This window comes from Ruegeria sp. CF8, assembly GCF_056537285.1.
Map to the genome: position 1 here is coordinate 283,362 of NZ_JBQFRG010000004.1, position 14,094 is coordinate 297,455.

The window sequence follows — 14,094 nt, forward strand, 5'->3', positions numbered from 1 at the left end:
TGACCCATGAAACACGCTGTTGTCATTGGTGGAACGCGCGGGATAGGTGCCGGGATCGCTGACACGTTGCGGCAAAAGGGGTGGCGTATTACAGCTACGGGCGTTGGTGCAGACGAAGTGGGCCGCCACGCGAAGCTGAACCCCAAAGACACCTGCACGCAGCTTGATGTACGCGACACCATTGCCGTGAACACATTCTTTACAAATATGCAGCGCTTGGACGGATTGGTGAACTGCGCCGGAATACTGGCGCGAGGCGCAGAATACGATCTCGAAACCTTCGAAAAGGTGATCGACATTAACCTTACGGGCACCATGCGTTGCTGCCTGGCAGCGCATCCTTTGTTGGCTGCATCGTGTGGGGCAATCGTGAACACCGCATCGATGCTCAGTTATTTCGGCGGGCCACTGGTCCCGGCCTATTCAGCGTCTAAGGGCGGAGTGGCGCAATTGACCAAAGCACTTGCCGGAAAATGGGCCGCTGACAGCATCCGCGTCAACGCCGTAGCACCGGGATGGATTGAAACTGAAATGACCGGAGCCCTGCGTGCCGATCCGGCCCGCAACCAGCCGATCCTGGGCCGCACACCGCTGGAACGCTGGGGCAAACCCGCTGAAGTCGGTGCCTTGGCCGCGTGGTTGTTATCAGACGAAGCCGCTTTCGTAACCGGTGCCGTCTATCCCGTGGACGGCGGCTATTCTGCAATGTGAGGAGAGCATCAGATGCCTGTACAAGGAAAAGACAACGATCCGAGAATGCCCTACCAGCTGCCCTTCCCTAAGGACGCACAGGATGAGATTGTGATCCCCGACGCTATGGCTGCGGATGATCGCATTTGGGTACCGCAAGCCGAAAACGTCTCGTTCCGACCGCTTTGCTTGAACCGGTCTCAGGGTTACTGGATGAATCTTTTACGGGTGCGCAAATCAGGGGTTCTTTCACGGCACCGGCATCCGCAGCCCGTTCACGGTTTTGTTCTGAAAGGCCGCTGGCATTATTTGGAACATGACTGGGTGGCACAGGAAGGCGGTTATGTTTTCGAACCGCCAGGCGAAACTCACACGCTCGTCGTACCCGACGACGTAAGTGAGATGATTACATACTTTCAGGTGAACGGGGTGATGCTCTATGTCGACCCTTGGGGAAAAACCATGGGTTATGAGGATGTCTTTACCAAGATTGACATGTGCCGTAAGCACTATGAAGAAGTAGGCTTGGGTGCAGAATATGTCGATCAGTTCATCAGATAGTCGCCTGCAACTGGCATTGGTTGCACATGACGCCAAGAAAGATCTGATGGTGGAATGGGCCAAGAACCACTCCGAAACTCTGCGTCTGGCCAGTCTGTTTGCCACAGGCACCACCGGCGGCCGCATCAGCGCTGCCTTACCCGAACTTCAGGTAACAGCACTCAAAAGTGGTCCGTTGGGAGGCGATCAGCAACTTGGTGCGATGATTTGCGAGGGTAGGCTCGATGGCTTATTCTTCTTCATAGACCCAATGTCTCCGATGCCCCACGATGTAGATGTCAAAGCTTTGAGCCGCCTGGCAATCGTTTACGACCTACCTTTTGCAAGCAGCCCAAGCTCAGCGGATTTCATTCTGAACGGGATTTTTCATTCGAGAAAGAGCTAAGGGCGGACTTTCAATTTTCGACAGCTGCGTTGATTTCGAATTCATGAATCGCCAAGAGCTGAATCGACCTCTAATGCAAAGGAAGCGAGTGCCTTGGCTTCAGCCCAATTGCTGTCGATGTGCGCCTGAGCCGATTGCTTGTATCTGGGAGTTCACCCGTTCAGATGACAACGCCCTTTTCGACCTGACCCGGAGGATCTCGCGTTTCGGTGGCACGCGGCGTTCCTGTGATCAAACCACAATTCTCAGCACTTAATCCTTTTAGGAACCCGCGTGGCCCGAGCCACTACCGGCCCGGGCCACCCACAGCGTTTAACGGGCCAGGCCGCAAGAGGAGGAGTCGCTGTTGTTGGAGGTATCTATCTCCGTCACACCATCGGCAGGATTGGCATTGACCGTAATCTTGAAGGGGATCTGCTCGCCACCTTCAACGTTGTCAGGGAATTCGAGCGACAGCGTGGTCTCATCCCCGTTCGGCCCCAGTGCAGGCGTCGGCAAGTCTACAACAACGCCACTCTGGAAGAAATCGACCCGTGTGGTCGAAGGCCCCGCAGCCCCGGCACCAATGTTCCGCACGATGATCCTCAGCTTACGCGGTTTCTCACAATACCAAGCCGGGAAAGGTGGCGGACCCGGTGGGAATGGTTGAACCGGGATTAAGTCCGGCTTCTCCTCAGTTGGTGGGGGTGGAGGTGGAGGCGGCGGCGGGGGTGGTGTCTTTTTGATCAACCGAGGAACGACCGGTTCGACGTCGATTGTTTCCACTTCGCCTTCACCGTGGGCCGCAGTATAGACCGCGACCACGTCCAGAGGTGCCTCGCTGTCGATAAAGACAAACCCTTTCAGGAAACAGCATTCGGCCACCCGCAGGTGCCGCGCCACATCCTCGCAATCGATCTCCATCGATTCCCAAGGCCCGAGTTTGTTTTTCGTCTTGTCAGAGACATTGCCCGGTTTTTCGTTCGGCAAGGCCGACGAAACCCTTTTGCGAAAACGCACAGCTTCTCCGCTGCCATTGCCGATATTGATTGCCGTGTGATAGCGGCCCTGGGACAAAATACGACCCTTGGAACAGCCGCAGACGAACTTGACCGCGTAACGATAAGCCACTTTCGGCTCTTCTGGTTCGCAGCATGAAGTATCGTCTTCAGCACGGTTCACCTCCATTCGCCGAAGGGCAACATTGTTGTCGCCAAGCGCAAGCCGCGCGACTGGCAGGCTGCCTGCAATCGTCTCGACATTGCTGCGATCGTCCGGCGTATCCACGCTGGCCAGGATACGCTCTTCGCACAGGCCCTCGGGGCACCACGGGATGGGACCGACGATCACTTCGTCACCACAATGCACTGACTGGCCGATAGGTTCTGCGACGATTAGCGGATCCCAGTCATCCGGCCACATAGCGCCCTTGCCACGTGTTGCTCGGGCCAACGACAAGGTTACCGCCTGCGCTGGGTAATCGCCCCGATTGCCGATGCGGACATAAAGGTAGTTCTCGACGCAGCGACGCGGGGTTTCATGGTCGGTTCCACCATCCGGGCGGTGTCGGTTCCAAATTCCAGGCGCGTCATTGCCCGGTTGGTGCCAGGGGTATTCACCCTGCCGCCCGTCATCAATGAAGACGTCCACATCAGGCGGGGCTCCGTTGTAAAGCGCTTGCTTCTCGAAGCCCCAGCGCACCACTTTGTGTGCCCAGCCGCCCGCTGCACCGTCGAACAAAGCGGTGTTCTGGTCGGACTCCTGCAAGGCTCTGGAAAATCCTTCGACCGTGTTGGGCACGATCCCGGCCAATAGCGGCACGGCTTGCAAGATCAGATAGACCGTATAGCGGCTGGCATGCAACCTGTCGTCCAGATCGGTAGAATCTCCGCCCAGCGCTCGGTAGATCCGGCCCAGCGTTGTGGCGTTGATCTCGGTCGACAGATATCCGCCCACATCCATCGTGCCACCCCAGCCCCAACCTGAGGCGACTGACCGGTCCCATCGCCGGGTGATCAGGTTGCTGAAGGGGAATGTGCGGAAACGGTCCGGAGCGATGCCTTCAGGATCGTAGAGAATTGCCGCCAACGCGTCACCGAAACCATGGCAAAATCCGAAATTGGGCGAATTGAGGTGGTCCCACAACACTGCATGTCCGAATTCATGTGCTGACACGCGCGAGTCCGTGGCCATGCCGACCGTGGACCCGTTAGCGGCAAGCGCGTAACGAAACCGTAAAACACCGTTGCCCAAAGCATTGCCGGGTGCCTGAGCGTTCACCGGGCCTGCAAAGGGATTGAACCATCGGTGATCCACATCCACCGGAAAGGTCACCCCGTCGAAATAACTGGGCAGATCGAAACCCAGTGATTGGACGAAGCGATACAGGAAATCATGGTTGTAGTAGGCACAAACTGCCGCGAAATCGTCGGTGTCGGCGGCAAAATCGAAGACCGATGCGGCACCATTGTTTTCGGTCGGCGGGGCAATGTTTGGAGTATCGAGATCGCGCACCGCTACCAGGTCACCGCTCAGTTCCACCGGCGCCCCGCCGCCCGGTAAAATCAGCCTTTCCAGTGTCACCAGTTCGCGCTGCGCGTTCAAAAGTGCGACCGACGCCGTTGGATCAAGCTCGGAATCTCCTGAACGCGAGATCGGGTCGTCTGTGAATACATAACCCGAGACACAACCCACCAACGGTCGGATGTAAAGCACCGCGCCGGTCTCCCAATCGACCAGCGCCCGCCAGTTCAGATCTCCATAGTCGGGAATTTTACAGAAAAAATGAACAAGGCTCGCGAAACGCCAATCACCGTCTTTGATGTCTTTGTGTACGCGACCGATATCAGGCAACGGGGTCAACTCGGCACCTTCGGCCTCGCCCGGTTCTCTATGCGGCAAGCGATGGTCCGCGTCGTAACGATAGACAAAATCCCTGACTTCGTTGATCTTGTACTTTGTAAACTTGGCGCGCTTCACAGCATCGCGCAGGACAGTGCCGACTTTTTTTTCGCGGTCGGCAGGCGGTGTGGGGACATTCCCGAATTCAATATCCGGCGCGACACTTGAGGACGAACCAGTGACTATGTTCTCGGGGCCAGCCATGCGCAGCGTCAGACCGCGCCCCCAGATCGGAACACCGTAGAGAGTCTGACGGAAGGTGAAGATCAGAAAGGACTGTACGGCCTTGGCTTCTTCCAACCGCAACTTGCTGCCCTCCTCACCATCAAACTTGCCTGTGACTGGCTCACCCAGCCGATCAAGAAGGGAAGACGCAAATCGGTAATGTTCAGCTACTTCAGTTGCATAGGCCCGCGCCACATCCAGTGCGCTGGCTCCTTTTGCCCGGCCTGCAAGGGGGTCACTACGATGCTGAAGTCCAATGATTGCGCCGTCTGGCGCGCGTTCAAATACTGTTTCCGGCATGTCTGCCTCCGTTCAAAAGCATCCTGAGACGCTGGCCCAAAGGCCCCGGATCGCCCGGCCGAACAGCTGAAAAAGAACTTGTCGAAAAAAGAAAAACAAAGCGCGATGGCCGGAGAAACCCAGCGGCGATCCTGCCAACACCGCGGTTATAGCATTTATTGACGATTCCTTCAAAACCCACCGATTGCTTAAGTTAGCGCGGTCGCGGAAGAACAGCGATCACATCCTGCCCGAGGCTTTCGAACAACACATCGCTATGTTGTTGGGAAGCTGAACAGTAAGCACTATGAAACCGCCGGAACACAGCTCGCAAAATGCGCCTGCTGCAATCGCTGCAATGACCCCCAACAGCAGCGGCACCCCAAGATACGTCAGGACCACGCCGGCGATGACTGCGCAGAACATCATCAGCTTTCCGACCGACAGGTCAATTCCTCTGGTAATGATGACCAACGTAGCTGCTACTGCCAGGACCCCGTTGACCGACGTCGCCGGCAGAATGGCGATCATTTTCGATTTTTGCATGAAGTTAGGTGATGCGATGGCTGAGGCCTATGATCTTTGGCAGTTCGGTTGAGATCGCGATGATCGTCTTGCTCTGCCCCGCCAGGTCTTCCAGCAGCTTGTAGATCTAGGATTTCAGCGCGTGCACGCCGGGGAAGAACTTATCAATCCCCGTCATTTCGACCAATTTTTGCATTTGCCCTCCCAGGTAGCCCTCTCCCTTGGGCCCAGCGCAAACTACATCACCGCGCCGATTTGCCAGGGGACGAATTCAACGCCCCCAAAGCCAAGTTCCTCGCTTTTGGTTTTCTGACCCGAGGCGACGCGGATGAGCATTTCGAACAGCTCTTCGCCCTTGGCCTCGATGCTGATCCCGTCGGTCACGACGTCACCGCAGTTCAGGTCCATGTCCTCGGCCATGCGCGCGTACATTTCGGAGTTCGTGGCCAGCTTGATACAGGGTGTTGGTTGGTACCCTGAAACCGAGCCGCGCCCAGTGGTGAACACGATCAGGTTTGCGCCCGAGGCGACTTGGCCGGTGACAGAACATGGATCAAACCCTGGGCTGTCCATGAAGACGAACCCGTGCTTGTCGACCATTTCACCGAATTTGTAGACACCGCGCAGAGGGGCTGTGCCCCCTTTGGCGACCGCCCCCAGTGATTTCTCCAGAATGGTCGTGAGGCCCCCGCGCTTGTTGCCGGGGCTTGGGTTGTTGTCCATCTCACCACCGTTGCGAGCAGTGTAGTCCTCCCACCAGTGGATACGTTCGATTAGCTTTTCACCGACTTCCACGGTCTCAGCACGGCGCGTCAGCAAGTGCTCTGCCCCGTAGATTTCCGAGGTTTCCGACAAGATCGTTGTGCCGCCGTGGCGCACCAGCAGATCTGAGGCGTACCCCAATGCTGGGTTTGCCGTGATCCCTGAATACCCGTCTGATCCGCCGCACTGCATGCCAACCGTGATGGCTCTGATCGGCGCAGGCGCGCGTTCGGCCTGATCAGCCAGCTCGGCGATGCCGCGCAGCTCCTCCAGCCCCCGCTTAATTGTTCTCCGCGTTCCACCCTCGTTCTGAATTGTCATGTAACGCAGGGCACCGTCAGCGCGGATTGACCGCCCGCCTACAAGGTCGGCCACCTGCATGACCTCACATCCCAGACCAATCAGCAGGATACCACCGAAATTCGGGTGTTGCGCATACCCGGCCAGCGTCCGAAACAGGGTGGCATAACCCTCATCGCTGGCGGACATACCGCAGCCGGTTCCGTGCACAATCGGGACCACACCGTCGACATTGAGAAAGCTGTCCAACAGCCCGGATTTTTCCGCCGCCTCGGCAATGAAACGCGCCACCGACCCCGAACAATTCACAGTCGTCAGAATCCCGATGTAGTTGCGAGTGCCCACTTTGCCGTCGGACCTATGGTAACCGTCGAACGTCCGCTCTTCGGTCAAGGCAGGCAGCGGAGCGTTGGCGCTTGCATGCGCATAGTCCTGCTGATGCGCCCCCATGCCGAGGTTGTGCACATGGATATGCTCGCCCGGCGCGATATCGCACTTGGCCTGACCAATGATCTGACCGTAGCGAATGATATTTTCCCCGGCCTGAATTGAGGCCACGGCGATCTTGTGACCGCGAGAGACCGATGCGGTCAGCGGTACTGCAACAGCTACGGGCTGCTCGCCTGCGTTCAGATTGCGCAATGCAATGACAACGTTGTCTCGTGGGTTGAGCTTCACGACATCGCGTGTCGCCCCGTCCAAAACGCTTTTTCCGCTATTCGCTTGCATCTCTTCCCCGCTTGCTTGGCCCATGTTGCTATTCTCAAAATTGCCACTTAACAGCTAACATGTTAGAATGCTAAATTACTAAACATGAGCAAGCAACAAGACATAAACGCTGCCCTGCTGCCTAAGATCACGACAATCGAAGGGTCGCTTGCACAGCGGGTTCACCACTCACTGAAACAGGCGATTCTTTCGCTGGATTTTCCGCCCGGTGCGAATCTCAGGAAGGCACCCTTATGTGAAAAACTCGGTGTCTCGCGCGCGCCGGTGGCCGACGCGATTGCGCGTTTGGCGTCGGAAGGGTTGGTGGATGTGGTGCCGCAATCGGGCACCCGCGTGTCCTACTTTTCGATGGATAAAATCCGCGAAGGCGTCTTCCTGCGCGAAGCGCTTGAACTTGCGGCCGTTGCAAAGGTTGCCCGCGATCTGACCGACGATCAGCGCACAAGACTAAGCCGCAATATGCGCCTTCAGGAACTGCTGATCGAAGACGAGGATATTCCGGGCTTTTACCAAGCCGATGAAGAGTTCCACGGCCTGCTGATGGAATTCACTGGCATTCGCCGTCTCGCGGATGTGGCCCAAACCGTTTCCTTGCAGGTCAGTCGCGCTCGTATACTGCTGCTGCCCACCCCCGGCCGGATCGCCGAGACCTTGGCAGAGCATCGGGCCATTTTCGAGGCAATCAGCAATCGCGATGAACATGCTGCGCAGGATGCTATGCGCACTCACCTTGGGCAATTGATGCCGCGCATTGAACAGCTGGAACAGCAAAAGCCTCAATTGTTCAACCTTACACCAAAGCTGCACAGTGAGGCAGGATGACAGTTTCTCAGATAGAATTGCTAAACAACCGTACCGCGCGGCCTGTTCCTTTGACCCGCATGGGGTTTGGCGGGGCCCCGTTGGGAAACCTGTACCGCAAAGTCTCGGATGAGGACGCGCAGGCGGCATTGCAGGCCGCCTATGACGCCGGCATCCGGTTTTTCGATACCGCGCCCCAATATGGGCTTGGTCGGTCAGAGCATCGATTTGGCGAGGCGATTGGCCGGTTTGGTCGCGAAAACATTCAATTGTCGACCAAGATTGGCCGGCTGCTTTTGGATTGCGAACCGCATGAAGTGACACCCGAAGCTTTCGTCGATGTGCCGCAGAAACGGATCGTATTCGACTATACCTATGACGGTGTGATGCGATCTTACGAGGCCAGCCGCAACAGGATCGGCGTGAAAAATTCAGACATCCTTCTGGTCCATGACGTCTGTGTCTTCAGTCAGGGCAGCCAGGAAATGTCGGACGCTAAGGTGCGCGAACTTTTCGACGGTGGCGGTTACAAGGCACTGACAGAACTGCGCGACACCGGTGAGATTGCAGCAATTGGCGCGGGCGTAAACGAATGGCAAGTCTGCGAAAGGCTGATAGGGTTGGGGGACTTTGATGGCTTCCTGCTGGCCGGGCGCTACACTCTGCTGGAGCAGGAAGCGCTCGACAGTTTCCTGCCACTTTGTGAGCAGCGCGATGTCGGGATTATCCTTGGAGGGCCTTACAATTCAGGCATCCTCGCCACCGGAGCTGTGCCCGGCGCCAAGTACAACTATGCGGATGCGCCAGAAGACATTCTGGACCGGGTGCGCAAGATCGAAGCCGTTTGCGCGGAGCACGATACTCCGCTGATCGCCGCAGCGCTGCAATTTGCTCTGGGTCATCCTTGCGTCAAAACAGTAGTGCCTGGGGCTGTAAGCGCGTCCGAAGTCCAGTCCAATGTGGCATTGATGGAGCGAGACATTCCTCCGGGTCTGTGGTCGGACCTGCGATCCGAAGGCCTGATCCGACCCGACGCACCTTTGCCAAGCGAGGCCGCCGATGCTGCGTAATATCGACCCGATCCTTTCGCCTGAACTTCTGTATACCCTCAGGGCCATGGGCCATGGGGATGAGATCGTTATTGCAGATGCGAATTTCCCAGGATCCAGCAGCGGGCCGGACTGTATCCGGGCCGATGGGTCTTCGGCCGGTGAGGTGCTGCAAGCAGTGTTGTCCGTATTGCCATTGGACACTTTCGTACCTGACCCTGCGTTGACCATGCAAGTTGTCGGCGACCCCGAGGCAATTCCTGACGCAGTCGCGGACTTTCAGCGCATCATCGACACGACCGCTGACAACCCGACCAAAGTTCAGGGCTTAGAACGGTTTGCGTTCTACGATCGTGCGGCCAACGCTTTTGCCATCGTTCAGACCGGCGAACGCAGGCTCTATGGCAACATCATCCTGAAAAAGGGTGTGATCGGATGAGGATCGATGCGCACCAGCATTTCTGGGCTTTGGCGCGTGGCGACTATGGCTGGCTGACACCTGATCTGGACGCAATCTACCGGGATTTTACGCCGGACGATCTAATGCCACTGCTAAGGGCTGCCGAGATTGATGGCACGGTCCTTGTCCAGGCGGCACCTACAGTGGCCGAGACCGAATATATGCTCGCTCTGGCCGACCAGAATGCCTTTGTCAAAGGTGTTGTGGGCTGGGTCGACTTTGAAGCCGCAGATGTGGACGCGCTGATTGCTACTTTGGCCGCCCATCCGGCACTCGTTGGTCTTCGTCCGATGATACAGGACATCGCCGATCCTCTGTGGATGCTTGGCGACGGGCTTACACCAGCTTTTGAAGCGGTTCAGCAGCACGGCCTGACCTTCGATGCGCTGACCTTACCTCAGCACTTGGGTCCGCTCAGGCAACTTCTGGAACGCCAGCCCGATATGCGTGTGGTCATCGATCATGGATCGAAACCGTTGATCAAAGACGCGATATTAGGGGATTGGTCCGACCACATGGCGGCCTTAGCCCGGGATACATATGCATGGTGCAAGCTGTCCGGCCTCGTGACTGAGGCTTCCACAGACTGGACTGTAGAAGATCTGCGTCCTTACGTGGATCACCTGCTGAACACCTTCGGCCCGTCGCGTCTGATCTGGGGCAGCGACTGGCCGGTTTGCACCTTGGCCAGCAGTTACGAGCGCTGGTGTGAAACAACAGACACGCTGCTGAATCCGCTGAGCAGCGCAGAACGCCAGGCGATCATGGGTGTTAATGCAGCCCGCGCCTATAACCTCAGGGATTGAAATGACCTTACCCTCATTGGATTCCGACGGGTTGTGGCTCGGCCGTGTTGAGCGTGCCGGGATCGGCCACAGCGTGGTAACCCTGCGCAATGGTCGGGTTGTCGATATCACGTCGAAAACGGCTACAACCGTGCGGGATATTCTGGAACGCGAAGACGCAGCGGATTATGTGCGAAACGCCCAAGGTGACGATATCGGCCCATCAGGCGCCGACCACCAAGGGCTCGCGCCGTGTGATCTGCAAGCGGTTAAAGCCTGCGGTGTCACATTTGCGGGATCCATGGTCGAGCGCGTGATCATTGACAGTCCGGATGCCGATGTATTTCAGTCGGCAGCCCAGACCGGACTGTCTTCGGTCGCTGACCAGACAATGCTGACCGATGAAATTGCGGCAACCTATCGGGATGGCGTTTCGCGTGTCGCCGCCGGAACAGGTGTTTCAAAATCTATGAGTACCAGTTGTGCGACACGCGGTGCGGCCCATTACCTGTTCGCAGTTTCCGGCGATGACTGGCTGGCCGATCACAAGCTGCAGGAAGAGGTTTTTGGCCCATTGGGCATCATTGTGCGCGTGAAAGACACCTCTCAAATGCAACAGTTCGCGCATCATCGAGGGGCAACTGACCTGCACACTTCATCTGTGCGCAGGCGACAAACCCGACGCTCAGGCGCTGCTTCCGCTGCTGAAACGCAAGGCGAGACGTCTGCTGGCCAACAGCTTCCCGACCGGCGTCGAAGTCTGCGACAGCATGGTTCACGACGGCCCCTACCCTGCTTCAACCAACTTTGGCGCGATATCTGTAGGAACTCTGTCGATCCGCCGTTTCTTGCGGCCGGTTTGTTATCAGGACATCCCAACAGACTTGCTGCCCGAAAAACTGTGAGGCACCAATGACAACTTTCAATCCATCCAACCGACTTGCGGGTAAGACCGCTCTGATTACAGCTGCAGGACAAGGCATCGGCCGTGCAACTGCCGAATTGTTCGCAATGGAAGGCGCACATGTGATCGCCAGTGACATCAACGATGTTTCGCTTGCCGAACTGGGCAGTATTGCGGGTATCGAGCCACTCAAGCTGGACGTCACGGACAATGAAGCGGTGACAGCCGCCGTCGCCGACCTGCCGCATCTCGACGTTCTGTTTAACTGCGCGGGCTACGTCGCAGCAGGGTCAATTCTCGAGTGCCCAGAGAAGGATTGGGATTTCAGTTTCGACCTCAACGTCAAGGCCATGTTCAGACTGATCAGACTGACCCTGCCAGGGATGCTGGAAAATGGCGGCGGATCGATCGTCAATATGTCCTCGGTCGCATCGTCCATCAAAGGCGTTCCAAACCGGTTTGCCTATTGCGCGTCAAAAGCTGCGGTCATTGGCCTGACCAAATCCGTGGCGGCCGACTACGTCACGCAAGGTATTCGGTGCAACGCGATTTGCCCCGGCACCGTCGACAGCCCCAGCCTGCGTGACAGGTTGCGCGCCACGGGAGACTACGAAAAGGCAATGACCGATTTCATCGCCCGTCAACCGATGGGCCGAATTGGCACAGCGGACGAGATCGCAGAACTGGCACTGTATCTGGCCAGTGACGCCAGTAAATACACTTCGGGTCAGCCCTTTGCCATTGATGGCGGCTGGACGATCTAAACGGAAGGACCTTGCAATGAGACTGCTACGTTACGGCTCAAAGGGGGCCGAGAAACCCGGTATTTTAGCGTCGGACGGCTCTGTTCGCGATCTATCCAGTGTGGTCGATGACATTTCGGGCGACGCTCTTGGCGACGCCGTTCTTGAAAAATTGCGTGCACTCGATGTGGAAAGCCTGCCAGCGGTGGAGGGCGATACGCGCATCGGTCCCTGCGTTGGCAATGTCGGCAAATTCATCTGCATAGGTCTGAACTATGCAGATCACGCGGCGGAAAGTGGCATGGAATTGCCAGCTGAACCGGTGATTTTCTTCAAGGCCACTTCCGCAATCATTGGTCCCAACGACACGGTCGAAATCCCGCGCGGGTCGGTCAAAACCGACTGGGAGGTGGAACTGGGCGTCGTCATCGGCAAAGAGGCCAAATACGTCTCCGAGGCCGAAGCCATGAGCCACGTTGCCGGTTACTGCGTGGTTAACGATTTGTCCGAGCGGGACTTTCAGCTTCGTCGCTCGGGCCAATGGGCCAAAGGAAAATCCGCCGACACGTTCGGCCCGATTGGCCCTTGGCTTGTGACACGAGACGACGTGCCTGATCCTCAAAACTTGGCGATGTATCTTGAGGTGAACGGGCACCGGTATCAGGACGGGTCGACCAAAACGATGCATTTTGACGTTGCAACGGTGGTCTCACACCTGTCGCAGTTCATGTCGCTGCAACCCGGGGACGTGATCTCAACAGGAACGCCTCCGGGTGTTGGTATGGGTCAGAACCCTCAGACCTTTTTGAAACCCGGGGACAAGATGGAACTTGGCATCGAAGGTTTGGGCGTACAGCGACAGGACATTGTGGCCGGCTAATCCAAAAGCGTCCAGCGGCATCTAAAAGCCTCGTTCAAGTAAACCCCGGACCACGCGTTCGGGGTTTTGTCTTTTCATAATCAAATTCGATTGCTTGCTACGGCGAACTGGGCGGGCCCGGCGTATCCCGACTGAGGCAAACCAGACCTTAATGCTTAAATTTTAGACCGCATGCTGCGCATGTGATTAAAAGTTAATCTTTCTGGACGGGCTTTGGTCAAAAAGCAGCCCATGCAGATAGAGTTTCGACACCCAAGCGGTGAAAAACGCTTGATGTTCACGACGTGAAAGCCGCAGCCATCAATCAGTTCGCCCCCATACCGCCTGCGTCACATGCGACGCCGCCGCGCGCCGAAGGACGGGCTACACTGTCCGCCAAGCTGTTTCGGGGGCGCAGCGTAATCGATCGTCTGCGGCAAGCGGGTTCGTTCAAATGCCTGTTTCCACGGGGACACGACACCCATCTGAATGCGGTGCTATTGAACACGGCCGGAGGTGTAACGGGTGGCGACGCGTTCCACTTTTCGGGCCACGCCGGTGAGGGCACAGGCCTGACGCTAACAACTCAGGCCTGTGAACGGGCGTACAAAGCAAAACATGGTCAGACGGCACGGATCGTCAACACCCTGAGCGTCGGTCCGAAGGCGCGACTGAACTGGCTGCCGCAGGAGACGATCCTATATAACGGCAGCGCGTTGACACGACGCTTGCAGATTGATCTGGCCAAGGATGCCTCGGCGCTAATAGTCGAGCCTTTGATCTTTGGCCGCACGGCAATGGGCGAGACACTGACCGACATCCGACTGAGCGATCGGATCGAGATTAGGCGCGACGGGGTCATGGAGTTTCTGGACGCCACTCGTTTCACCGGCGACCTGGCCGCCCATCTGGCCAGACCCCATATCGCCAATGGCGCGGGTGCCATGGCACTGGTCGCGCTTGCCTCCCCCACCGCCGAGAGCCAATTGGTCTCGATCCGCAAGATGTTGCCCGAAACAGCCGGGGCCACCCTGGTCCGGCCCGACCTGCTGGTGATCCGGCTGCTGGCCGAAAACGGTTTCACCCTCCGCAAAAGCCTATTGCCTGTGTTGCGGCGACTGAACACCGACACATTACCCCGATGCTGGATGCTCTGA

General features: G+C 57.3%; 14 protein-coding genes. 11 read left to right on the top strand and 3 right to left on the bottom strand.

Annotated elements, in window-relative coordinates:
• Nucleotides 1-6: 6 nt before the first annotated feature.
• From ACR0EV_RS11585 to ACR0EV_RS11595, 3 genes are read left to right on the top strand one after another with little or no spacing between them, the layout of a single operon-like run.
• Entirely contained in the window at nt 7-711 is a 705-nt protein-coding gene (locus ACR0EV_RS11585; RefSeq protein ID WP_480800221.1) for an SDR family NAD(P)-dependent oxidoreductase, read from the top strand.
• 12 nt (nt 712-723) lie between these two features.
• Complete coding sequence (locus ACR0EV_RS11590; RefSeq protein WP_480800222.1) at nt 724-1,251, top strand: 2,4'-dihydroxyacetophenone dioxygenase family protein; 528 nt, start codon at nt 724-726, stop codon at nt 1,249-1,251.
• Nucleotides 1,229-1,636, top strand: coding sequence for a methylglyoxal synthase (locus ACR0EV_RS11595; RefSeq protein ID WP_480800223.1), 408 nt, complete (start codon nt 1,229-1,231; stop codon nt 1,634-1,636). The genes ACR0EV_RS11590 and ACR0EV_RS11595 overlap by 23 nt, the downstream gene beginning before the upstream one ends.
• Nucleotides 1,637-1,948: 312 nt before the next feature.
• Here ACR0EV_RS11595 and ACR0EV_RS11600 read toward each other — a convergent pair whose 3' ends face one another.
• The 3 genes from ACR0EV_RS11600 to ACR0EV_RS11610 form a co-directional block, all read right to left on the bottom strand.
• Nucleotides 1,949-5,041 (bottom strand): gluzincin family metallopeptidase, encoded by a 3,093-nt coding sequence (locus ACR0EV_RS11600; protein WP_480800224.1) that lies wholly within the window; start codon nt 5,039-5,041, stop codon nt 1,949-1,951.
• 219 nt (nt 5,042-5,260) lie between these two features.
• Nucleotides 5,261-5,551: an ABC transporter permease subunit gene (locus tag ACR0EV_RS11605; RefSeq protein ID WP_480800225.1), complete on the bottom strand. Its 291-nt coding sequence runs from the start codon at nt 5,549-5,551 to the stop codon at nt 5,261-5,263.
• 231 nt (nt 5,552-5,782) lie between these two features.
• Entirely contained in the window at nt 5,783-7,336 is a 1,554-nt protein-coding gene (locus ACR0EV_RS11610; protein WP_480800376.1) for a UxaA family hydrolase, read from the bottom strand.
• A gap of 84 nt (nt 7,337-7,420) precedes the next feature.
• Between ACR0EV_RS11610 and ACR0EV_RS11615 the strand changes: the two genes are divergently transcribed.
• From ACR0EV_RS11615 to ACR0EV_RS11650, 8 genes are all read left to right on the top strand, one after another.
• A complete protein-coding gene (locus ACR0EV_RS11615) occupies nt 7,421-8,158 on the top strand; it encodes a GntR family transcriptional regulator (protein WP_480800226.1) in 738 nt (245 codons plus the stop codon).
• A complete protein-coding gene (locus ACR0EV_RS11620) occupies nt 8,155-9,207 on the top strand; it encodes an aldo/keto reductase (RefSeq protein ID WP_480800227.1) in 1,053 nt (350 codons plus the stop codon). The genes ACR0EV_RS11615 and ACR0EV_RS11620 overlap by 4 nt, the downstream gene beginning before the upstream one ends.
• Nucleotides 9,197-9,625, top strand: coding sequence for an RbsD/FucU family protein (locus ACR0EV_RS11625; RefSeq protein ID WP_480800228.1), 429 nt, complete (start codon nt 9,197-9,199; stop codon nt 9,623-9,625). The genes ACR0EV_RS11620 and ACR0EV_RS11625 overlap by 11 nt, the downstream gene beginning before the upstream one ends.
• Nucleotides 9,622-10,452, top strand: coding sequence for an amidohydrolase family protein (locus tag ACR0EV_RS11630; RefSeq protein WP_480800229.1), 831 nt, complete (start codon nt 9,622-9,624; stop codon nt 10,450-10,452). The genes ACR0EV_RS11625 and ACR0EV_RS11630 overlap by 4 nt, the downstream gene beginning before the upstream one ends.
• 1 nt (nt 10,453) lies before the next feature.
• The gene (locus ACR0EV_RS11635; protein ID WP_480800230.1) at nt 10,454-11,347 is read left to right on the top strand and encodes a hypothetical protein; all 894 of its coding nucleotides are present in this window, start codon (nt 10,454-10,456) and stop codon (nt 11,345-11,347) included.
• Complete coding sequence (locus ACR0EV_RS11640; protein WP_480800231.1) at nt 11,344-12,099, top strand: SDR family oxidoreductase; 756 nt, start codon at nt 11,344-11,346, stop codon at nt 12,097-12,099. The genes ACR0EV_RS11635 and ACR0EV_RS11640 overlap by 4 nt, the downstream gene beginning before the upstream one ends.
• A 16-nt stretch (nt 12,100-12,115) precedes the next feature.
• On the top strand, nt 12,116-12,958 hold the full coding sequence (locus ACR0EV_RS11645; protein ID WP_480800232.1) for a fumarylacetoacetate hydrolase family protein: 843 nt from the start codon (nt 12,116-12,118) through the stop codon (nt 12,956-12,958).
• A gap of 284 nt (nt 12,959-13,242) precedes the next feature.
• Nucleotides 13,243-14,094, top strand: coding sequence for an urease accessory protein UreD (locus ACR0EV_RS11650; protein ID WP_480800233.1), 852 nt, complete (start codon nt 13,243-13,245; stop codon nt 14,092-14,094).

Bases quoted from the DNA above. Each gene is read 5' to 3' on its own strand.
- ACR0EV_RS11585 (WP_480800221.1), top strand. From the start codon at position 7: ATGAAACACGCTGTTGTCATTGGTGGAACGCGCGGGATAGGTGCCGGG.
- ACR0EV_RS11590 (WP_480800222.1), top strand. From the start codon at position 724: ATGCCTGTACAAGGAAAAGACAACGATCCGAGAATGCCCTACCAGCTG.
- ACR0EV_RS11595 (WP_480800223.1), top strand. From the start codon at position 1,229: ATGTCGATCAGTTCATCAGATAGTCGCCTGCAACTGGCATTGGTTGCA.
- ACR0EV_RS11600 (WP_480800224.1), bottom strand. From the start codon at position 5,041: ATGCCGGAAACAGTATTTGAACGCGCGCCAGACGGCGCAATCATTGGA.
- ACR0EV_RS11605 (WP_480800225.1), bottom strand. From the start codon at position 5,551: ATGATCGCCATTCTGCCGGCGACGTCGGTCAACGGGGTCCTGGCAGTA.
- ACR0EV_RS11610 (WP_480800376.1), bottom strand. From the start codon at position 7,336: ATGCAAGCGAATAGCGGAAAAAGCGTTTTGGACGGGGCGACACGCGAT.
- ACR0EV_RS11615 (WP_480800226.1), top strand. From the start codon at position 7,421: ATGAGCAAGCAACAAGACATAAACGCTGCCCTGCTGCCTAAGATCACG.
- ACR0EV_RS11620 (WP_480800227.1), top strand. From the start codon at position 8,155: ATGACAGTTTCTCAGATAGAATTGCTAAACAACCGTACCGCGCGGCCT.
- ACR0EV_RS11625 (WP_480800228.1), top strand. From the start codon at position 9,197: ATGCTGCGTAATATCGACCCGATCCTTTCGCCTGAACTTCTGTATACC.
- ACR0EV_RS11630 (WP_480800229.1), top strand. From the start codon at position 9,622: ATGAGGATCGATGCGCACCAGCATTTCTGGGCTTTGGCGCGTGGCGAC.
- ACR0EV_RS11635 (WP_480800230.1), top strand. From the start codon at position 10,454: ATGACCTTACCCTCATTGGATTCCGACGGGTTGTGGCTCGGCCGTGTT.
- ACR0EV_RS11640 (WP_480800231.1), top strand. From the start codon at position 11,344: ATGACAACTTTCAATCCATCCAACCGACTTGCGGGTAAGACCGCTCTG.
- ACR0EV_RS11645 (WP_480800232.1), top strand. From the start codon at position 12,116: ATGAGACTGCTACGTTACGGCTCAAAGGGGGCCGAGAAACCCGGTATT.